At 66.2% G+C, this 21,061-nt stretch carries 15 protein-coding genes; 12 read left to right on the top strand and 3 right to left on the bottom strand.

From position 1 onward, the window contains the following. Nucleotides 1-116: 116 nt before the first annotated feature. The gene (locus HGK34_RS17995) at nucleotides 117-545 is read left to right on the top strand and encodes a flavoprotein (RefSeq protein ID WP_201849956.1); all 429 of its coding nucleotides are present in this window, start codon (nucleotides 117-119) and stop codon (nucleotides 543-545) included. A gap of 12 nt (nucleotides 546-557) precedes the next feature. Here HGK34_RS17995 and HGK34_RS17990 read toward each other — a convergent pair whose 3' ends face one another. Then, on the bottom strand, nucleotides 558-2,144 hold the full coding sequence (locus HGK34_RS17990) for an FAD-dependent monooxygenase (protein ID WP_201849955.1): 1,587 nt from the start codon (nucleotides 2,142-2,144) through the stop codon (nucleotides 558-560). A gap of 55 nt (nucleotides 2,145-2,199) precedes the next feature. On the opposite strand from HGK34_RS17990, the gene HGK34_RS17985 reads away from it, so the two are divergent. Together HGK34_RS17985 and HGK34_RS17980 are read left to right on the top strand one after the other, a co-directional pair. Beyond that, the gene (locus tag HGK34_RS17985) at nucleotides 2,200-2,904 is read left to right on the top strand and encodes a TetR/AcrR family transcriptional regulator C-terminal domain-containing protein (RefSeq protein WP_201849954.1); all 705 of its coding nucleotides are present in this window, start codon (nucleotides 2,200-2,202) and stop codon (nucleotides 2,902-2,904) included. A 242-nt stretch (nucleotides 2,905-3,146) separates the two neighbouring features. After that, nucleotides 3,147-4,316 (top strand): DUF4190 domain-containing protein, encoded by a 1,170-nt coding sequence (locus HGK34_RS17980; RefSeq protein ID WP_201849953.1) that lies wholly within the window; start codon nucleotides 3,147-3,149, stop codon nucleotides 4,314-4,316. A gap of 225 nt (nucleotides 4,317-4,541) precedes the next feature. Here the strand turns inward: HGK34_RS17980 and HGK34_RS17975 are convergent, their stop codons facing one another. Continuing rightward, a complete protein-coding gene (locus tag HGK34_RS17975; protein WP_207193560.1) occupies nucleotides 4,542-5,297 on the bottom strand; it encodes a transposase family protein in 756 nt (251 codons plus the stop codon). Nucleotides 5,298-5,707: 410 nt separating this feature from the next. Between HGK34_RS17975 and HGK34_RS17970 the strand changes: the two genes are divergently transcribed. Then, nucleotides 5,708-6,394, top strand: a complete 687-nt coding sequence (locus HGK34_RS17970) for an Ltp family lipoprotein (protein ID WP_201849951.1) — start codon at nucleotides 5,708-5,710, stop codon at nucleotides 6,392-6,394. A 268-nt stretch (nucleotides 6,395-6,662) separates the two neighbouring features. Here the strand turns inward: HGK34_RS17970 and HGK34_RS17965 are convergent, their stop codons facing one another. Beyond that, nucleotides 6,663-7,406, bottom strand: a complete 744-nt coding sequence (locus tag HGK34_RS17965; RefSeq protein ID WP_201849948.1) for a hypothetical protein — start codon at nucleotides 7,404-7,406, stop codon at nucleotides 6,663-6,665. A 122-nt stretch (nucleotides 7,407-7,528) separates the two neighbouring features. Between HGK34_RS17965 and HGK34_RS17960 the strand changes: the two genes are divergently transcribed. The 8 genes from HGK34_RS17960 to HGK34_RS23640 all read left to right on the top strand — a co-directional run bounded on the left by HGK34_RS17960 (nucleotide 7,529) and on the right by HGK34_RS23640 (nucleotide 21,005). After that, the gene (locus tag HGK34_RS17960) at nucleotides 7,529-9,064 is read left to right on the top strand and encodes a type I restriction-modification system subunit M (protein WP_201849946.1); all 1,536 of its coding nucleotides are present in this window, start codon (nucleotides 7,529-7,531) and stop codon (nucleotides 9,062-9,064) included. A gap of 17 nt (nucleotides 9,065-9,081) precedes the next feature. After that, a complete protein-coding gene (locus HGK34_RS17955; RefSeq protein ID WP_201849944.1) occupies nucleotides 9,082-10,272 on the top strand; it encodes a restriction endonuclease subunit S in 1,191 nt (396 codons plus the stop codon). Between the two features lie 164 nt (nucleotides 10,273-10,436). Next, nucleotides 10,437-10,640, top strand: coding sequence for a hypothetical protein (locus tag HGK34_RS17950; protein WP_201849936.1), 204 nt, complete (start codon nucleotides 10,437-10,439; stop codon nucleotides 10,638-10,640). Then, nucleotides 10,618-11,337 (top strand): hypothetical protein, encoded by a 720-nt coding sequence (locus HGK34_RS17945; RefSeq protein WP_201849933.1) that lies wholly within the window; start codon nucleotides 10,618-10,620, stop codon nucleotides 11,335-11,337. Before HGK34_RS17950 ends, HGK34_RS17945 begins: the two co-directional genes overlap by 23 nt. Nucleotides 11,338-11,471: 134 nt before the next feature. Beyond that, nucleotides 11,472-14,909 (top strand): DEAD/DEAH box helicase family protein, encoded by a 3,438-nt coding sequence (locus tag HGK34_RS17940; RefSeq protein ID WP_201849931.1) that lies wholly within the window; start codon nucleotides 11,472-11,474, stop codon nucleotides 14,907-14,909. Nucleotides 14,910-14,955: 46 nt separating this feature from the next. Then, nucleotides 14,956-17,106, top strand: a complete 2,151-nt coding sequence (locus tag HGK34_RS17935) for an AIPR family protein (protein WP_201849930.1) — start codon at nucleotides 14,956-14,958, stop codon at nucleotides 17,104-17,106. A 689-nt stretch (nucleotides 17,107-17,795) separates the two neighbouring features. Further along, complete coding sequence (locus HGK34_RS23645) at nucleotides 17,796-19,193, top strand: SNIPE associated domain-containing protein (protein WP_307816069.1); 1,398 nt, start codon at nucleotides 17,796-17,798, stop codon at nucleotides 19,191-19,193. 216 nt (nucleotides 19,194-19,409) lie between these two features. Further along, nucleotides 19,410-21,005 (top strand): DUF4232 domain-containing protein, encoded by a 1,596-nt coding sequence (locus tag HGK34_RS23640; RefSeq protein ID WP_201849928.1) that lies wholly within the window; start codon nucleotides 19,410-19,412, stop codon nucleotides 21,003-21,005. Nucleotides 21,006-21,061 lie beyond the last annotated feature (56 nt).

Here is a 21,061-nt window from a genome sequence, read left to right as displayed (position 1 = left end):
AGGGCCAGGTCACCACGAACTGGAAGCAGGCCCTCGCCCAGCTCGCCGTGGCCTACCCCGAACGCATGAACCCCTACCTGACCTACTGAAAACCGCCCACCGTTTACACGACGTATTTGACAGGCTCCGTCCTGGCCACCGATCGGGCCGCGGACGTCTTCGCCGCCTCGATGCGTGAGATCGAGGCGGCGACCGGGCGTCCGGTGCGGACGGACTTCCACACCACGGTGGGGTACTCGCTGCCAGATCCCGACGCGGTGCTCCTCGCGCCGGCGTCGTACAACACGATCACGAAGCTCGCGCTCGGGATCGCGGACACCTACGTGCTCACGCGGCTCGCCGAGCAGGTCGGGCGGGGGATCCCGATCGCCGTCGGGCCGTACGTCGGCACCGACTTCGCGAGACATCCGGCCTACGGGGCGAACCTGGAGCGGCTGCGCAGCTGGGGGATTCAGGTTGTGATCGGGCCGGACGAGCCGCATCCGGCCGGCGGGGCGGACGAGACGTTTCCCTGGGCGCGGCTTCTGTACGCGCTCGAGTTCTGACGGCGTGGCCGCTCAGGTGCCCGTAACCGTGATCGATCTCGCCAGGACCTGGTCCAGGACATCGGTGAGGAACGCGGCCGGGTCAGGGGCCGGTTCCATCGCGCGCATCGCCACGATCGCGTCCGGTCGCACCAGCAGGGCGCCGTCGTCGGACAACCACGGTGCGCGGACCTGGTGTGCGGGAAGGCCGACGTCCGCTGCCGCCGTGAGCCATCCGTCGGCGGCGGTGCCCGCCAGCAGCGTCCATCGGGACGCGACCAGGTCGAGCGTCGAGACGCCGTCCACCCAGGCGTGCGGCACTCGCGAACCGGGCGACCCGTCCAGTGCCACCGCGAGGTCCGTCGTCGACGGGAGCTCCGGTCGCGGGTCGACGACGGCGGTCGAGTCGTACCGCTGGCCCAGGTGAACGACGGGCGCCGCCCACACTCCCGCCGCGGCCCTGGCGGCGTCGGCCGCAGGCCCGCGTCCCCAGTGCAGTTGCGGGTCGGCGAGCCGTCGCCGGGCCTGGTCGACCGTCGCCGCGGCGACCGGCTCGCGCTCCTGAGCGTAGGTGTCCAGCAGGCCGGGGCCCGCCTCGCCGTGATGGACGGCGGCCAGCTTCCAGGCCAGGTTGTGGGCGTCGGCGATACCGGTGTTGAGGCCGAACGCGCCCATCGGCGACACGGTGTGCGCGGCGTCGCCGACGAGGAACACGCGGCCGACGGTGAACCGGTCGGCCAGGGAGATGCGGGGGCGCCAGGGGAGCACGCTGCGAACCTCCACGTCGAGACCAGGATCCCCGACGGCGGCGCGCACGACCGCGACGCAGCGCTCGTGCGTGAAGTCCTCGGGGCGTTCACCGCCGTCGACGTCTTGGTTCGCGTGGAAGACCCAGGACGTCTCGCCGTCCACGGTAGCCAGCAGGCCGGGCGCCTCCGGTGTGGTGATGGTGCAGGTGGCGAAGGCCATCCCGCGCAGATGAGGGCGGAGGTCGGCGCGGAACAGGATGTTGACCTTCGGCGTGCCCAGGTCCCCCGCGCCGGAGGTGCCCACGCCGAGCGCGGTGCGTACGGCGCTGCGCGCACCGTCGGCGGCCACGAGGCGGGCGCAGCGCATCGAGTAGCGGCCATCAGGCCCTTCCAGCTCGACGTCGACTCCCTCGTCGTCCTGGGTGATGCCGGTCAGGCGGGTCGCCCAGCGCAGGTCTGCGCCGTGGCGTTCCAGATGGGCCGCCACGACGGCGTCCAGACGGTCCTGCGCGCAGACGCCGCGCAGGCTGAACGGCGTCGTGTCGTGTTCGGTGGGCGACGGGGCCGGCATGGGGACGGCCACGACATCGCCAGCGCTCATCTCCACGACCGTCCGGGCCACCGCCTTGGCGGTGGCGCCGCGCAGGTCGACCGCGGCGGCGTCGACGGCATGATCGAGCCCGAGCTCGCGGAGGATCTCGACGGAGCGCGACCCGATGCCGGTGGCGCGTGGGTGGACCGATGGCCCGTCGCGGCGTTCGACGAGAACCACGGGGACACCGTGGTGGGTGAGCAGAGCGGCGGTAAGCAGCCCGACGCTGCCGCCTCCGACGACGAGCACCGGCACTTCTGGATACACTGTTTCTGTCATGGCAACACCGTAGCCAGAAGCTACGATGCTGGTCAACGACGAAAGGAACGCTGCGATGACCGAGCCTGCTCCGTGGTCGGTGTGGACCCGGCCTCGCCCTGAGCCGCGCCGGCGCGCGCCAGGGGTGGACCAGTACGTGGCGGCTGCGCTGGTCGTCGCCGACACCGAGGGTCTGGGTGCGGTGTCGATGCGCAGGATCGCGGCCGACCGGGGTTCCGGGACCGCATCCCTGTACCGGTACATCACCAACCGTGACGAGCTGGTGGACCTGATGATCGACGCCGTGCACGGGGAGGATCCGCTGCCTGAGGTGTCGGGGGACTGGCGGGCCGACCTGGCCGCCGTCGCGCACGCACAGCGCGCGACACTGCTGCGGCACCCGTGGCTGGCCGGCGAACTGACGGGCAGGCCGTCGCTCGGACCTCACTCGTTGCGCCTGTCCGAGGCCGCGCTGAGCGCCGCCGTCGAGCTCACGCCCGACATCAACAGGGCGGCACAGGCGCTCGGGGTCGTGAGAGCGTACGTGCTGGGCTCGGTGGCCACACAGCAGGCTGCTCTGCGTGCCGAGCAGCGTAGCGGCCTGACCGAGGAGCAGTGGCAGCGCAGCATGGGGCCGTACATCACTGAGGTACTCGCCGCGGGGGAGCATCCGACGCTGGCACGACGGGTGCACGAGGCCGACGAGCCGGACCCGGACGTCGACTTCGCGTTCGGGCTGGAGTGCGTGCTCGACGGGCTCGCGGGGCGGTGGGGGCGGTGAATTTCACGCGCGGCGCGTCTCGTGTTTCTCCGGCGGCGCGGATGTGTTGGACGATCGATCTGTATTTCGGTTGTGTCAAACAAAGCGATGGTTCCTGGCGGCCGAATTGATTCGGTGAAGCAGGTTCTTCAGGCCGTCGAGAGGGACAGCGAGGAGTCCGCACCGAATTTCCGGGACGTTGGTCCCTGGCGCCGCCGATCGCATGCGAGAAGCGTGGACCGCATGGTTCTGCCGGAATTCCGGTGGAGCGCTGGACCCATTGCGCGCACGCGGTGCGTGACATTGTCTCGAAACACTCTTTCGCTTCCCTGGAGGCCGACATGTCACAGCAGCAACCCGAATTCGGGTCGGAGCAGAATCCGTACGGCGGGCCGCCGCCCCAGCCGCCCCAGGCGAGTTCGGGGCCGATGTACCAGGCGTACTCGCCCGGCGGCTCCGCACCACCTGGCCCGTGGTCTCCGCCCGCCCAGCCGAAGAACGGCATGGCGACTGCGAGCCTCGTAGTGGGTATCGTCTCGATCTTCCTGAGCCTGCTCTTCATCCCTGCGATCGTCGGTCTTGTTCTCGGGATCGTCGGCGCCAGGAGGGCCGGCAAGATGAACCCTCCAGTCGGAAAGGGCCAGGCGATCGCCGGGATCGTGCTGTCCTCGGCTGCACTCGTGCTGGGAATCGGAATCGTCGGCGTGATCGCAGGATCGGGTGATTCCGGAGGCGGCGACTCTGCGATCCTGCAGGAGGACGCCGGAGGCGAGGCGGCAAATGCTGACAGTGAGGCCGATCCTGCCGACTTCCAGGAAATCGATGCATCGGCCTGGGATCTGATCGCCCGGGATCCAGAGGGCGCCAAAGGCGAGGCCATCGTTGTGTTCGCAGAGGTGACCCAGTTCGACGCGGCCACAGGTACTGACACGTTCCGCGCAAGCGTGGGCGCCGACCAGCCGACCGATGAGTACGAGCTCGAGACGAACGCGGTCCTTACGGGCGACGAGGCCATGCTGAGCGATGTTCTCGTCGGTGACGTCCTCATGGTGCACGCGGTCGTGGCCGGTGCGGTCGACTACGACACACAGATCGGTGGTATGACAACGGCCCCGCTGCTCAACGTCGCAGAGGTCGAGAACGTCGGTTTCGCGGACCTGAGCAAGGACGTCAAGCTCGGCAAGCCCTCACGTGACGAGTTCGGGGACATCACAATGGACGCGACCATCACCAACAGCGGTACCGAGACCTTCAGCTATTCGGTCGAGGTGACGGCCGAGAGCAAGGACGGAGCGACGCTGTACGGGACTGGTGACGCGTATGCGGACAACCTCAAGCCGGGTCAGAAGACGACCGTCTCGGTCGACTTCTACGACGAGGTGCCGGACGACGCGGTCTTCCAGGTCGGGTTGGTCGAGCGGTACGCGTACTGACCGGTTGTTGCCGACGGCGGCCTGCGGTGTCCGGTGGTAGGAGGCCGTGGGCCGTCTCGGGTGGGTGATCTTTCGTCGTCGGCGTCGTTGAGCACCATTGCGGGCAGTAGTCTTCGGGCGATGCGCATTGTGCCTGGTGAGCTGGGATGTGAGCGTCGGGACGCCAAACGCGCGTCCCGGCCGCGACGTGCGCATCGGCAGTTCTTGACGGGCTGACAGCCCTATTCACGTGGCCTGTCGGTAGAACTCGAGGTTGACGATCATGTGGATGAGGGTTGGGAGTTCGGTCAGGCGGCCGCGGTAGCCGGTGGCGAGGATCTTCCACTGCTTGAGCACTGCGATGGTGCGCTCGACCGGCGCGCGGAGGCTGGAGATGTGACGGTTGTGCTCCCGGTCGGGCTTGGATCGGCGTTTCTGGCCGCGGGGCTTCTTCCGCGGGGTCAGGCGGGTGTGCTTGATGTAGGCGGTGTCGGCGATCACGGCGATCCAGTCCCGCTGGGCCCGCGCGGTGGCGATCTGGTCGGCCCAGCCCACCTCGTCCAGCGCGCGGGAGTCGTGCCGAGAACCGGGTACCGGCCTCGACACGTCCGCGAGGGTGCCGTCGCGGAAGGCTGCGACCTGCACGCACAACGCCTGCTTGTGGTGTTTGGCGACGTAGTTCGTCCTGCCGGTCGCGGCGCGGTTGCCGGTGGGGATCGGGGTGCCGTCGATCAGCACCGTCCCACGCGCCAGCGCGTCGGCCAGATGCTTGCGGTCCAGCGCGGTGACCTGCCCGATCAGCGGCAGCAGGTAGCGCCAGATACGCGAGACGGTGGCCTGCGCGATCCCGAACAGGTCACCGGCCAACTGCTGGGGCAGGTTGTGCCGCGCGATCAGCAACACCATCACGGTCGCTTTCCCGAACGGGAGGGTGAAGTCGTACCGGTCGGCGGCGGGCCGGCCCGCATGCACCTGCCAGGCTCGGGCGATCAACTCGGTCATCTGAGCAGGCGCCAGCCCGCAAGTACTCTGGTAGCGCACGGGTCCTTCGTTCGGTCTGATCTGGTCTCGACAACCTCGATCCAACCGTCCGGCGGGCCCGTGCGCCATCTGCCCAACCTTGCCTCCCGCCAGCATCCCCGCAGGTCACAGCATCACCAGCTCATGACCCGACCCGAGCCGCTGAATAGCGTTCTGAGTTCAGCACAGTCGGCGCAACGGAGATTCACATGTCTCAGCAGTACCCCGGCCCCGGATCCCACCAGTACCCGTATCCCGGGCAGCCACCCCAGCCGGGCTCTGTTGGCGGGCCCAGGTATCAGCCGTACTCGGCCTCGGGTCCCGGACCTCACAGTCCTCAGCGGCCCGTTGCTCCGTCGCCGACGAACTACATCGCAACCGGGAGCCTGTTGGTGGGCATCTTTGCGGTGTTCCTGAGCCTGCTCTTCATTCCGGCGATCGTGGGTCTGATCCTCGGAATCATCGGCGTCGTCAAGGCGGGTCGGACGAGCCTGCCGGTCGGCAAGGGACAGGCGATTGCGGGGATCGCGTTGTCTTCTTTCGCGCTCGTGCTGGGGATCGGGCTTGTCACCCTGATCGGTGCGATATCCGACGACGCCGGCGATCCTGCACAGGGTGCTGCTGTTCAGGAAGAGCTGAGGCAAGAGGCGGAAGAGACCACCGAGAGCGACGGTGATGCCGACGCTGGGGTCGGGACCGAAAGCCAGGACGAGGAGAAGGCCGATCCGGCCGACGACCCGGCAGAGCGGGCGCCTTTTCAAGAGGATCCGGTCGAGGAAGCGTCTGACGAGAGTGTCTCCCAGGCGAACGCCCGCAGGTCCGCGGAGAGGTATCTGGACTACACGGCTTTCTCCAAGTCCGGTCTCATGGAGCAGCTTGAGTTTGAAGGCTTCTCCACGGCGGACGCCAAGTACGCGGTCGGGAACATCGAGGTCGACTGGATGGAGCAGGCCGAGAAATCGGCCGAGAACTACATGGACTACTCCCCGTTCTCTCGTGCTGGACTCATTGACCAACTTGAGTACGAGGGCTTCACTCCTGAGCAGGCAGCGCACGGCGCGGACTCTGTCGGCCTCTGATGCGGGTTCAGGTTTGTTTGGTAGGGGTGGCTCAAGGCCGTTCCTGGGCGCTGTCAGTTCAACTGGTAGCTCGACCAGCCCGCCGACAAGGGTCCCATGGATGCGATCCCTGCTGGTCTTCCTGGCCCTCGGCTCGTTGAAGCGGTTGTCGGCATCCCGGATGCGGGGGAGAGAGCCCGGTAGGAGGAGCTGCCTCGCGTGCCACCTGCTCGGGTCAGCGAGATCAGCGGAGACATGCTCGCTGCTGATCGTCGATGTTCCGAAGCCCCTACCTAGTCGAAGTCGGTGGCCGTGAGGCGCTCGGCTGGTTCCTGACCTCCTGCGACTCGGACCACTCCTGGAAGGTCGAGACAGCAGCGGCTGCGGCGCCGGTCAGTCGGCCTGGGGCGCTGTTCGAGAGCGTGCCCAGCAGTCGGAACCACTCGTCGAAGGCGGCTTGGAGGTGACCGGCATGGGCGTGGAGCAGCATAATGTGGCGCAGGATGTCGGCGAGGCTCCCGGACTCGGCGGCGTGGACCGCGTCGGACCACGCGTTCTCGACCGCGTCTCCCGCCGTTCGGACAACATCTGCCATCGCGCCGGCCGCTTCGGCGATGGCGTCGCCCCACTCATCCTCGTCGAGATCGCTGCCGTCAGGTAGATCTGCCGTGGGCTCCGGGATGGTCGGAGGCGTCCGGAGGACGTCGTACAGGTTCGTTGTCGCGATGTCGACGGCGGGCCCCGACGAAGCGGTGCTGTCGATGTCCTTGAGGACCCGCAACCGGATGAGGTAGGTGTCGACGCCTGTCAGTGCCTGGTGGACGGTGTCGATCTGCTGTTCGGCCTGGAGGTGATCCTCCTCGGCAAGATCGTTGTCGAGGTAGCCGAGGGCGTCGGAGATCATCGTGTAGCGGGTACTGAGTTCCTCCTCGAGGTCTTCGAGGGCCTGGTCGATCACCCGAGCCAGTGCGTCCGACCGCTCGTCGAGGTCCGCATCCACATCGCTGTCGACGGTCGATCGGTCATCTGCCATGGAGGTCTCCCTGGGGGTTCGTACTCTGCGCGGACGGACATCGTCCACGGAAGGCTATCTGTTTCGCATGTCGCGTGAGCAGCGTGATCTGCACGGACGTGAGGCGCACGTAGAATCTCCGGGTGATCACTGGGGAGCTGAAGTCGAAGGTTGACCGGGTATGGGACGCGTTCTGGTCCGGCGGGATCTCGAACCCGCTGGAGGTGATCGAGCAGATCACCTACCTGTTGTTCATCCGGCGGCTGGACGAACTGCAGACCACCAAGGAGAACCAGGCCAACCGGCTGGGCAAGCCCATCCAGGACCCGGTCTTCCCCGACGGCAACGCTCCCACCGGCGCACGCTACGAGCACTTGCGCTGGGGCCACATCAAGGACGAGGACCCGGCCACGGCGTTCGACCTGGTGGCGAACCACGTCTTCCCATTCCTGCGGACCATGGGTGGTGAGGGCTCCACCTACGCGGGTCACATGGAGGGCGCACGCCTGACGATCCCGACCCCGGGCCTGCTGGTCAAGGTGGTCGACATGCTCACTGACGTTCCGATGAACCGGCGGGACACCAGCGGCGACCTGTACGAGTACATGCTCGGCAAGATCGCTTCGGCGGGACAAAATGGCCAGTTCCGCACCCCGAGGCACATCATCGAGCTGATGGTGCACATGATGGACCCGCAGCCGAACGACGAGATCTGTGATCCGGCGTGCGGCTCGGCCGGCTTCCTCATGACGGCCGCGGAGTACATCCGCGACACCCACGAGGGCGTGCTGCACGACGCCGATCAGCGCCAGCACTTCCACAACTCGATGTTCCACGGTTACGACTTCGACCACACGATGCTGCGCATCGGGTCCATGAACATGCTCATGCACGGCGTGGACCGGCCCGACATCCGCTACCGCGACTCCCTGTCGGAGTCTGCCGGGGCCGACGCCGAGAAGTACTCCCTGATCCTGGCGAACCCGCCGTTCGCTGGCTCGCTGGACTACGAGACCACGTCGAAGGACCTGCTCAAGGTCGTCAAGACCAAGAAGACCGAGCTGCTGTTCCTGGCTCTGTTCCTCCGGCTCCTCAAGCCAGGCGGTCGCGCGGCGGTCATCGTGCCCGACGGCGTCCTGTTCGGCTCCACCAAGGCCCACAAGGAACTGCGCCGCACGCTGGTGGAGGACAACATCCTGGACGCGGTGGTCAAGCTCCCGGCCGGCGCGTTCAAGCCGTACGCGGGGGTGTCGACGGCGATCCTGGTGTTCCGCAAGACCGGTACTGGCGGCACTGAGGACGTGTGGTTCTACGACATCCAGGCCGACGGCTGGTCCCTGGACGACAAGCGCCAGCCGCTCCTTGATGCTGAACAGCTCGGAGCGACGCCCGACGGCGCGTTCGTGGTCGCCAACCACGACAAGAACAACCTCCCTGATGTGCTTGACCGCTGGAGCCAGCGCGAGGCCTCGGAGAAGTCCCGCAAGCGAACTGAGCAGTCCTTCTGCGTCCCGAAGAGCGAGATCGCGGGCAACGACTACGACCTTTCGCTGAACCGCTACCGCGGCGTCGAGTACGAGCAGATCGACTACCCTGAGCCGTCAGAGATCTTAGCCAACCTCCGAACCGTGGAGAAGGAGATCGCTACTGGCCTGGACGAACTGGAGAAGATGCTGTGAAGCCAGGCTGGATCAGGGTGAAGCTCGGCGACGTAGCGGACTTCGTCGGTGGTGGGACTCCGTCTAAAAGCAATCCTGACTTCTATGGAAGTGGAATCCCTTGGGTGACGCCCAAAGACATGAAGTCGTGGGTGATTTCAACCTCGCAGATTGAAATTACGAAATCTGGCCTTGATGCTAGTAGTGCAAAGATCGTTCCTGCGGGTTCGGTTCTGATTGTAGTTCGATCGGGAATTTTGAAGCATACACTTCCCGTCGCTCTTTCATCGGTCGATGTTTCACTCAATCAGGACATGAAGGCGATTGTCGTGAAGCCGGGTATCGATTCTAGCTATCTAGCTCGTCTCGTCAAGGCCTCCGAGCCTACTGTTCTTGGTTGGGTTCGAGCCACGACGGCCGACAATTTCCCTGTCGATAATCTCAAGCGCTTGGAATTCATGCTTCCGCCACTCGACGAGCAGCGCCGCATCGCCGCCGTCCTCGACCATGTAGACGCCCTCCGTACCAAGCGTCGGGAGTCGATCGACTTGATCGGAAGCGTGGTCCAATCAGCTTTTCAATCGAGGTTCGGCGACCCGGGTACGTGGTCGTCGAGCTGGCCAATGGGAACGATTGGCGATATGTCTGAATCTGTTCAGTACGGAACATCGGCGAAGGCGGGTGCAAGGGGGGCATGGCCGATGCTTCGGATGGGAAATGTCACGGATGATGGCCGATTAGACCTCTCGGATCTGAAATTCATCGACCTTGTGGACTCTGATCTTGCGAAATATGTGGTGCGCCGCGGTGACCTGTTGTTCAATCGCACGAACAGCAAAGAGAAGGTTGGTAAGGCCGCAGTGGTGCGTACTGACCGGCCACTCGCTATCGCTGGGTACCTATTGCGTGTCCGTGTCAAACCACAGCATAGCGGGGAGTTTATTTCTGCCTACCTGAGGAGTAGGCATGGCAGGGCTGTTCGTCGGGGGATGGCGAAGGCTGCCGTAAATCAAGCGAACATTAACGCCAAGGAGATGCGCAGCATTACGATTGCACTCCCGCCCGCGGACTTGCAGGCGGCGTTCGCTGCCGATGTTGCCAGGGTTGAGCTTGCGCGGTCGTCGGCCGAGCGTCACCTCGCCGAACTCGACACCCTCTTCGCATCCCTCCAGTCCCGCGCCTTCGCGGGTGAGTTGGATGTGTCGAAGGTGGTGCTGCCGAACCAATGAGCGAGCCTGAGTCGCCTCGCCGCGCTCCACATGCGGACGACGAGACCTTTATATATCCTGCGAGCGCCCCCACGGGACCGGCTGTGGACAACGAGGCGTCGCCGGTGGGTGATGTCAGCGGTTCCGTAGAAGATAGGGGTACGGCGATGCGAGGGAGGGCGGCCATGGCACCACCACCAGTGACGATCAAGGTGACACGGGAAGAACTCGAAGAGCGGCGGCGGGTGATTCTCGAGCGGTTGGGCATCTCGATCGAGACGCTCCGCCACCGCGCGAGCTACGAGTCGCTCTCCGGCGACGAGTGGGAAGCGATCGACGAACTGCGAGAGATTGGATTCCTGCTCGATGACGTCACAGGCGATTTCTGACCTGGAGGTCAAGTCCCGCGCCTTCGCCGGTGAGATTGGCGACCTGCTGTCCCGGACGATCGGCGCGGAGAAGCAGATCATGTCCGTGGACCTCGGTGACAGGTTCGTGGTTCGGCCAGCCGGTAGCAATGCGAAGGAACGTCGGGTCCCCCTGATGGTCGGCGGGGAACACCTGGCCGATCTGAATCTTTCGTTGGACCAGACACTCGACCGGTCGAGTGACCATCTCAAGACGGTGCGTTCGGATCTCGTCGTCTACTCAGCTCTCGACCGCACTCCGCTCATCCGTCTCGAGTACCAGGCCGACATGCGGAAGGACCCGGTAGCGCACTGGCAGATCCATGCCGAGCGCGGGGCTTTCTCGCACCTGCTCTCGATAGCCAACGCAAAGGACTCGCGGCGCGTGCGGCGCCCGCATGACATCTCGACGGTGCACGTGCCCAGCGGCGGTGAACGGTTCCGGCCCTGCCTGGAGGACTTGCTGGAGATGCTGATCCGGGATTGCGGCGTCGACTATGTGCCGGGCTGGGAGCAGGCGCTCGAAGAGGGCCGCATGCGCTGGCGGGTCCGCCAGTTCCGATCGTCCGTGCGAGACCTCCAGTCTCAGGCTGCAGAGGTGTTGGAACAGCAAGGATGGACGGTCGTCCCACCATTGACGCTTCAGAAGGACCGCCTGGAGCCCTACCGCCGCTGGTGACATCTCTCGTACGAATCGCACGCTCCGCAGATCGGCGCGAGCGCGAAGAACGCCCGACGTGTCCCACTGGTGCCGATCCGCAACATCTGGCACGCTGACCCCAGGACTTCAGATGGTCTGACCTGGGAGAACGTGTGAGCAACTTCGCCTTCCTGCGTGGGGAGTTTCCGCTGGTGGCGGAGGAGGCATACCGCGCCGAGCAGTACCTGCGCGTAGACCCGCGGGTGTCGATGTTCTATGCGCGTCGCGCCCTGGAGACTTCGCTGGAGTGGGCGTTCCAGGCCGACGTCGCGCTGAAGAAGCCCTACCGCGACGACCTGTCGGCCATGATCCACGAGCCATCCCTCCGTGCCACGGCCGGCCACGACGTGCGGGCGAAGATGAACATCGTCCGGAAGAAGTCGAACCGGGCGGTGCACGATCGCCAGGCCGTCTCGCTCCGGGACGCCGAGGTGGCTCTCGGCCAGTTGTTCCACGTCATGGTGTGGTTCCACCACACCTACACGCGCCAGGAGCCGGTGACGTACGCGGCGACGCTGGACCTGACGGTGATGCCGGATCCGGGCGCGGCCCGCAGACGGACCGCCACCGAGTTCGACAAGCTGCAGGCGGACGCCAAGGCGAAGGACGCGCAACTCGCGAAGGCTGCCGCGCAGAACGAGAACCTCGATGAGGAGATCAAGCGGCTGCGGCGCGAAGTCGCCGCCGCAAAGACCGCGAATCGCGCGCGAGGCATCGACCATGACTGGGACGAGGCGACGACCCGCCGCGAGTACATCGACGTGGACCTGGAGGAGGCCGGCTGGAGCTTCCCCGAGCCGGGGGCAGGAGCCGCCGAGGGCGCGCAGGTCTCGACCGAGTACCCGGTGCGCGACCTCCCCGGCGGCAAGCGGGGGAAGGTGGATTACGTGCTGTGGGGCGCGGACGGGCTGCCGCTGGCGGTCGTGGAGGCCAAGCGCACCCGGAAAGACGCCCGCGCCGGCCAGTACCAGGCACGTCAGTACGCCGACGCCCTGGAAGCCGCGTTCGGCCGCCGCCCGCTGATCTACTACTCCAACGGGCACGAGCACTGGTTCTGGGACGACGACGAGAGAACCGCGTATCCGCCCCGGCGCGTGTCCGGGTTCCGCACGGCTGACGAGCTGGAGCTGGTGATCCGTCGTCGTGCCGCACGCAAGGACCTGAACACGGCACCGGTCGACCGGAAGCTGCTGAACCGCTACTACCAGGAACGCGCCGTTCGGTCGGTCGACGCGGCGTTCCAGACGGACAACCAGCGCGGTGCGCTGCTGGTGATGGCGACCGGATCCGGCAAGACGCGCACGGTGGTGGGCCTTGTCGACCAGCTCACCAAGGCGAACTGGGCCAAGCGGGTGCTGTTCCTGGCGGACCGTAAAGCGCTGGTACGCCAGGCGGTGAACGCGTTCAAGTCGCACCTGCCGTCGTCGAACCCTGTCAACCTGCTCCACGACAAGGTCGCGGACGCCCGGGTCTACGTGTCGACCTATCCGACGATGCTGAACCTGATCGGACAGCAGCCGGACGTGTTCGGGCCGGGGTTCTTCGACTTGATCATCGTGGACGAGGCGCACCGGTCGGTCTACCAGAAGTACCGGTCGATCTTCGAGTGGTTCGACGCCTACCGGGTGGGGCTGACCGCGACGCCCAAGGACGAGGTGGACCGCAACACCTACGAGCTGTTCGGCCTCGAGCCCGGCGTTCCCACGGACGAGTACAGCCTGGAGCAGGCGATCGCGGACGAGTACCTGGTGAACTACCTCGCGGTGCGGATAGAGCTGGCGTTCCCGCAGACGGGTATCCGGTACGCGGACCTGACTGAGCAGGAGAAGGACGAGTGGGACGCGCTCGACTGGGGCGACGACGACGGTGACGTCCCCGACGAGGTGGACGCCGAGGCGGTCAACCGGTGGCTGTTCAACGCCGACACCGTGGACAAGGTGCTTGCCACTCTGATGGAGCAAGGACTTCACGTGGAGGGTGGGGACCGGATCGGCAAAACGATCATCTTCGCCAAGAACGACGCTCACGCGAAGTTCATCGCGGAGCGGTTCGACAAGTCCTTCCCCGAGCACAAGGGTTCGTTCGCGGCGGTCATCACGCACAGCGTGGAGCGCGCGGATCAGTTGCTGGAGGACTTCTCCGAACCGGGCAAGGCCCCGCACATCGCGATCAGCGTTGACATGCTCGACACGGGCGTGGACGTGCCCGACGTGGTCAACCTCGTGTTCTTCAAGCGAGTCCGCTCGCTGACGAAGTTCTGGCAGATGATCGGCCGCGGGACCCGCCTGCGCAAGGACTTGTACGGTCCTGGGGAGGACAAGGACGAGTTCTACATCTTCGACTTCTGCGGGAACCTGGAGTACTTCAGCCAGAACCCGCAGGGAACCGAAGGACGGGTCGGGGCGACACTCGGCGAGCGCATCTTCACGTCCCGGGTCGAACTGTTGCTGGCGCTTCAGGCCGAGGACGAGCCGCTTGCCGCGATCCCCGCGAAGGACGAGGGGACGAAGACGCTGAGCGGGCTTCGGCGCGACGTGGCCGACACCCTCACCGCCAAGGTGCAGGGCATGAACCTGCGGAACTTCCTGGTGCGTCCGCATCGCCCTCTGGTCGAGCAGTACTCCGAGCGCGAAGCCTGGGGCGAGCTGGTCGAGCAGGCGGCGGCGGACGTCGTCGGACGCCTGGCCAAGCTGCCTTCTGCCGTCCGTGACGGCGAGGAGAGTGCCAAGCGCTTCGACCTGATTCTCCTGCAGCTCCAGCTCGGGACGCTCAAACCGGAACAGTACTCCCCGGCGCTGCGGGAGCGGGTGCAGGACATCGCGTCCGGGCTGCTGGAATCCACCGGCGTCCGGGAGGTCGCCGCGCAGGCCGCCCTGCTGCAGGAACTGACCGACGACGAATGGTGGGAGGACGCGACCGTGCCGATGCTCGAGCTCGTGCGCCGCCGCATCCGAGGCCTGGTGAAGTTCCTTCCGCCGCACAAGCGAGCCCGGGTCTACACGAACTTCGAGGACACCCTCGGGGATCTGGACTTCGTCGACATGGGCCGCCCTTCTGTAGGGGTGAGCCCGGAACGCTTCAAGGAGAAGACCCTCGCGTTCCTTCGCGAGCACGAGAACCACACCGCACTCCTGAAGGTGCGGCGCGGCAGGCAGCTCACCCCTCAGGACCTCGACGAACTGGGGCGGATGCTGGTCGAAGCCGGTGTAGGGACCGAGGACGACATCGCCACGGCAGCAGAGGATGCCGGCGGTCTCGGCATGTTCATCCGCCGCCTGGTCGGTCTGGAGAAGTCAGCAGTCATCGCCGCCTTCGAGGATTTCCTGGCCGCACACGAGTACAACGCCGACCAGATCCGCTTCGTCGAGACCGTAGTTGCGGGCCTCAGCCAGGGCGGGGTCGTGGAACCCGAGATGCTGTACGAGTCGCCCTACACCGACCACGCTCCGGGCGGCCCGGACACGATCTTCGAGGACGGCGATGTCGACAGGATCGTCTCGATCGTCAACCTCGTCAACGACACTGCGAGAGTTGACACCGCGAGTGCGTAGAGCGGTTCGCTGGCGAAACGGTCAAGAGTGAACGAGGGAGCCGACCTTGGGCAAGAGCAGGCCGTTGCGCGATGATGTACAGACACAGGTCCGCGTAGCGGCGAAGTGGCTTCGTGAGATCTACCTGGACACCGAACTGATCGACGACAGCGATCTCGATGGCATGAAGGTGGGACGTGATCGTGACCAGCGGTTGCTGTCGCGGGCACTGACGGCCCAGGCGGTTCGTATCGTCACCAGCGTCAGCGCCGAAGAGGCCGCGAAGTCCGTTATCGATGGACTCGGCGACCAAGGCATTGATGCGATCGCTGTCGTTGAGGACCCTGAGCCTCATGTCTATGTCGTTCAGGGCAAGTGGAGCGATGAGGGCAAGGCCCGGGGTGAGAAGGGCGCGGTGCGAGAGATGATCGCCGGGCTCCGGTTGATCGACAGGGGAAACTTCGAACCCTTCAACGAGCGCGGTCGGCCGCGGGCGGAAGATGCGAGGCGCGTGATGACCTCTGGGCCAGTACCGGTGACCCAGGTGTACGCGCTGATGCGCCCAGACGACCCAGGCGAGTCGTTCGGCTTCGCGATCACCAGTGAGGAGGACGATTTCAACCGCTCCGGAGATGTCCTGGACCACCGCATCCTTGTCTCTCGTGATATCTATGCGTCGTTTCGCGAGGACCTCGCTCCACCACCCATCGATCTCGAGGCACGGCTCTGGCCCTGGTATCAGATCAGTGTCCCGTATACGTCGTACCACGGCCGCGTTCGTGCAGATCAGGTCCTCGCATGGGCAGAGAACGGCACGAACCTCTATCGGGACAATATCCGCGACCCCCTCGGCCGGACCCTGATCAACAACTCGATGATCGAGACGCTCCATGGCGAGCCTGCCAAATTCGAGTACATGAACAACGGCGTGACGATCCTGTGTGATCGGGTCGTGCCGAATCGTCCTGCGGTGGTGAACCCGCAGGACGAACCGCTGGTGCTCAAGCTGTCCAATGCAAGCGTGGTCAACGGCGCACAGACCGTGCGGACGATCGCGGATGCCGTGGCCGAGAAGTCAGAAGCGGCAAGTGCTCGCGTCAACGTACGCATCATCGAGACCGAGGGGTCGGCCGAGTTCGCCAAGCAGGTCACACTCGCTACGAACCGGCAGAACCACGTCGAGGCGCGCGACATGATCACCCTGGACCCGGTACAGCGTGCTATTGCGGAGGATATGCGGACCGAGCTCGGGCTCGAGTACGCCGTTCGCCGCAGCGAGCTTCCGCCGCCGCCAGGCTCCGGATGCTCGGTTGTCGAGGCAGGCACGGCGCTGGCGTGTGCGAGAGCGGACAGTCAGTTCGCGGCTCAGATCGCGGCCGATCCAGACAAGCTGTGGGATCGCGGGAAGTCGAGCATCTACGACACGTTGTTCCAGCGGCAGCCCCGGGCGCATCTGCTCTGGAACGCAGTGCGGGTACTCCGGCGGGTGCGACTTGAGCTGTCGCACCTCAGCTCGCAGTACAGCGGTCGCGGGCGGCAGGTGATCGATCATGGTGGTCATCTGCTTGTTCACCTGACGTTCCAGAATCTCGACGCGGAGGGGAACGACGACCCCGACGTCGACTGGTTTGCCCAAGCAGCCGAGCAGATCCCGACCGTGGTCAAGAAGCTCGTTCCCGCGGTGGCTTCCGCGATCGATGATCTCTTCGGTGAGACGTCGCAGATCCGCGCGTCATGCTCCGACGTCGGACGCTGCCGAGCAGTCGCCAAGCGCGTTATCGAGGGCGCAGGATCAGGCACCGCACCGACTGACAAGTACCGGCGTGCTCTCCCTGACAAGAAGCGACCTCCGGCGGTCAAGGTCCTCATTGAGCGGTCAGCCCTGGCGGAAGGGGAGACGCTGACCCTGACTCCGGGTACAGGACCTGAGCAGGCAGCAATGAAGGATTGGCTTGCCGCAGACTCGGCGCGCAGCCGTGCAAGCTGGGTGCGACACCGGACGAAGCCGATCCTTTGGGCGGCTGATGGCAAGCAGTACTCACCGTCGCGGCTCATTGAATACATGTGGGAACTTGCCGAGTGGGATCGGCGCCCCAAGGCCGTGCAGGGGACCAAGCGGTGGGCGACGCCGTCGGGTGAAGTCCTGTCGGAACTGGCCTGGCGCACCCTTCGGGGACTGTACGAGGGAGATGGTGAGGCCGACGAGAGGCTGATCTGAAAGAGCCGCATCGCGGTCGGCGGTAGGCGTTGTGGACAAGGCAGTGGCCGTGCCTGTGCCGCGTACGATCACTCTTCGTTCCGGCTTCCACATCCCGAATGCGTCGAGCCCCCCGTCAAGCCGGTCGCGCCAGCGAGGTGTTTGCGGATATCCAGCGCGAGGTGACGAAGGCCGTCATCCTGCAGTTCGTCCGCCGGTGCTCAGCGGGGTCGGTAGCGGTTTCGCAGGAGCAGCCGTGACCAGTCGGCCTCGCCGACCGGGGACTACGTCGTACCCATCGGCGGGCACCTTCTCGGTGTTGGGGAATGCTCAGGGCACTGCCATGCTGGCTCCGGTCTGAGCTGTTCACCCAAGTCAAGTCCGAGTTCACCCGGAGCTCCTGTTTCGGTCGATCAGCCCGCGTGCCACGATTGTTGGTATCCGATCGTCGCTGCCGTCGTTCGATGGCGTGGTCAGGGGTGTTGGGGATGACGCAGGAGTACCGGTTCAACCCGCCTCCAGGATGGCCCGTGCCGCCGCCGGACTGGCGTCCTGAGCCAGGGTGGAAGCCCGACCCGTCATGGCCGAAGGAACCAGACGGATGGGTGTTCTGGGTACCCGCAGGGCCAGAAGAGTCCACCGCACCACAGGCCGTACCCACCGAGATGCAGCCCCAACCTCAAGTAGCTCCGCCCCAGCCCGCTGGGCCCGTGCCGCAGCAGTCGGCCGGTAATGCGCCGTTGCCGCCTGGAGCATCTACGCCATCACCGGCGTCGAACCGTTCGGTGCCAATCTTCGGTGCCCGGAAGAAGGCGCGCGAACTGGGCTCCGAGGTCGATGTGCTGCGCGCCGAACTGCAGCGGGTTGGCGCACTGGATGCGGTGCAGATCGAAGAGGAGCGGATCGCGGCCCACGAGCGCTTCGAGGCGTCCGAGCGGGATCTGGAGGTGCAACGTGCTGCGGCGCGCGACCGGTTTGGTGCGGAGATCGCGCGGCTGACCACCGACCGCGACGCCTTGGTAGCCAAGGTGGCAGAGCTGCAGACGCGAGTCGCGCAGCTGGACGAGGCCGCGATGCTGCAGGAAGTGGGTGTCTATGAGTACCAGCATCCACTTGAGAACGCTGAGGCATACCGGACGCGCTTGGAGACGCTGCGGTCCCGGATCAAGGAGATGTCCAAGAAGGATGGTGGCGCGGTGACGGCGGTTTCGGGTTGGCAGGTCAACGGTTCTGCGGCCGGGGGACGCCGGTTGGTGTCGCAGACGTCGAAGTTGATGCTGCGTGCCTACAACGGCGAGGCTGACGTACTGGTCCGCGGCATGAAGCCGTACCGGCTTGAAGCGAGCATTGACCGGCTGAACAAGTCAGTGGCGGCCATCGAGAAGCTCGGCAGGTCCATGCAGATCGCGATCACGCCCGAGTACCACCATCTGCGAATCAACGAACTGCAGCTCACGGCGGACTTCTTGGAGAAGCGCGCAGAGGAGAAGAACCGCGAGAAGGAAGAGCTTGCCCGGATGCGGGAGGAGCGGAAGGTCGCTCAGCAGCTCGAGCGCGAGCGGGAAAAGCTGGAGAAGGAGCGCCAGCACTACGAGAACGCACGCGCCGCACTCCTGGCCAAGGGTGACGAAGAAGGCGCGCAGCGACTGGCTGAGCAGATCGGCGAGGTCGCCAAGAAAATCGACGACGTCGACTACCGAGCCGCGAATCACCGTGCCGGGTACGTGTACGTGATCTCGAACGTCGGTGCGTTCGGCGACCATATGGTCAAGATCGGCATGACTCGGCGCCTCGACCCGATGGACCGGGTGCGCGAGCTGGGCGACGCCTCTGTGCCGTTCAGGTTCGACGTGCACGCACTGTTCTTCGCGAACGACGCCGTCGGGATCGAGGCGGAGGTGCACCGGCGGATGGCCGAGCGCCGCGTGAATCGTGTGAACCTTCGCCGAGAGTTCTTCTACGCGACGCCGCATCAAGTGCTTGACCATCTCAGGGACCTTGCCGGCGACGTGCTCCAGTTCGACGAGGTACCCGAGGCGATCGAGTTCCGGCAGAGCCAGTCGCTGGCGAGCCTGGCGACGAGGGAAGGCAGTGGGTCGCCTGGGTGAGGTGCTTCAATACGGCTCGCTGGCGTGGTCTCGGAGGTCGAACCTGACGACGCCAGCGTTGACCACCTGCGGCGAACGGTCTTGACCGCCTTCCGCTGCACCCAGCGCCCAGACCGCAACCCCAATGCGCAGGACTCTTGAAGGCCAGGTCAAGATGCCGGTCAGCCCGTCCGGCGGTCCAGTCGCGCACGGTCGTGCCCGGCTACCGTGCGCGACGTGACCGATTCCCCGGACGACCCCCGCAGCTCGACGCCCGCCTACGGCCCGGGTCCAACCGGCAAGGTGGCCCATTCGGCGGATGCTTCGGCGCCACGGCTCGCCGAGTCGCCCGGGGCGCCCGAGGAGTCATCCCGAGCGCCGGAGCAGCAGGAATCCGAGCGGAGCACCTGGCGCCCCGCCGCCGTCGTCGCGTGGCTTGCCGGTGGCCTTGCCGTGCTGGTCGGCGCGGTCGTCGTCTGGCAGGCCGTGCCGGATCCGTCGACAGACATCCAGAGCCTGCCCCTGGAGGTCTCACCGTCGGCGCGGCCTCTCTCGCCCGAGACAGCGGCGCTGCTCCGCGACATCGAACGGATCGACGGGGTGGCGTCCGCCGGGTCCGGCGAGAGTACCGGTACGCCAGGGACCGGGATCACCGTCGAGCTGGCCACCCCACTGCCGGGGCCGGTGGAGTCGCAGGCGGTTGCGGACGAGGTGCTCGACGTCGTCCAGGCCGATGGCACGTTCCGTGAACCTGTCACGTTGGAGGCGACGATGCCGGGCTCCGGCGCGGACATCGCGGTGACATATACCGTCCCGGACGGCGAACCCGGCGAGTACGCGGGCCTGGGTGACGACCCGGTCTCCGACGCCGTGGTGCTGATCGGGGGAGCGCACCCGGTCGGGCGGGTGACGCAGGTCGACCTGAGGCCCGACCGAGGAGCCGTACTCGTGAGCGAGCCGGGCACGTTGCGGTCCGCCGCGGACGAGGCACGGCGGCTGCACCTGCCGGCCGGGACCTTCCGTGTCGACGACGGCCCGGGCGAATGGCTCGCCTCCTTTCAGGAGGATGCCGCGAGGGAGGTGCCGCCGGACGCCGGGCTGGCGATGATCGAGCAGGTGGCCGGCATGGAGGACGTCACCACCGCGCTGTACGTCCCGGACTCCGACAAGAACTCCGGCGAGCCCTACTTCGAGGTGATCATCCAGGCCGACCCCGCCCCCGTGGCCGACCTGCTCGACACCGTGGGCTATGCGGACCAGCTCGGGTATCCCGTCGCGTACAAGGTCTGGGGGATCGACGAGAGCGGCGAGACGTCGCGTGTCGGCTGGGTGTCGGGCCGTACGTCGGACGGCGCCATCGCCCCCGGTGGGGAGCGTCCGGACGACGGCGTAGCGGGTGTCGCGGCGTGCACGGATGGCGACGTGCAGCTCGGGCTTCCCTGGGTCGACGCCGCGGCCGGGCAGCGCTACCTCGGTGTGCGGGCGACCAACCGGTCGGATGCTCCGTGCGTGCTGGGCCGGCGTCCCGACGTCTCCTTCCTCTCGGCGGACGGGTCGGCGCCGGACATCCTGAGGGAACCTGTCGGCGAGGCCGGCGATCCGGTGGTCCTGGAGCCGGGGGACTCTGCCGATTCGGTGATCCAGTGGGGTGCGGGCCCCACCGCGGGCGGCGTCGTCCTCACCACGGCCGTGCTCGTCACGCTCCCCGGCGACGACCAGCCGGTGCGGCTGGCAGTCACCGATGTCTGGGGAATCTCCGAGGGCATCGATCTGCTCCACGGTGCCAAGGCCAGGATCGAACCGTGGAACCCGGCCACGGACTCCGCCTCGTAGACTCTCACTGTGATCCCACCTGCCCTTTTCCTCCGTCGTCGTGCCCTGCCCCGTCG

It is taken from the genome of Myceligenerans indicum (assembly GCF_016742955.1).
In the GTDB taxonomy this organism is placed as follows: domain Bacteria; phylum Actinomycetota; class Actinomycetes; order Actinomycetales; family Cellulomonadaceae; genus Myceligenerans; species Myceligenerans indicum.
Note: the sequence above shows the minus strand (reverse complement) of the source record. Positions and strands in the feature narration are given on the sequence as shown.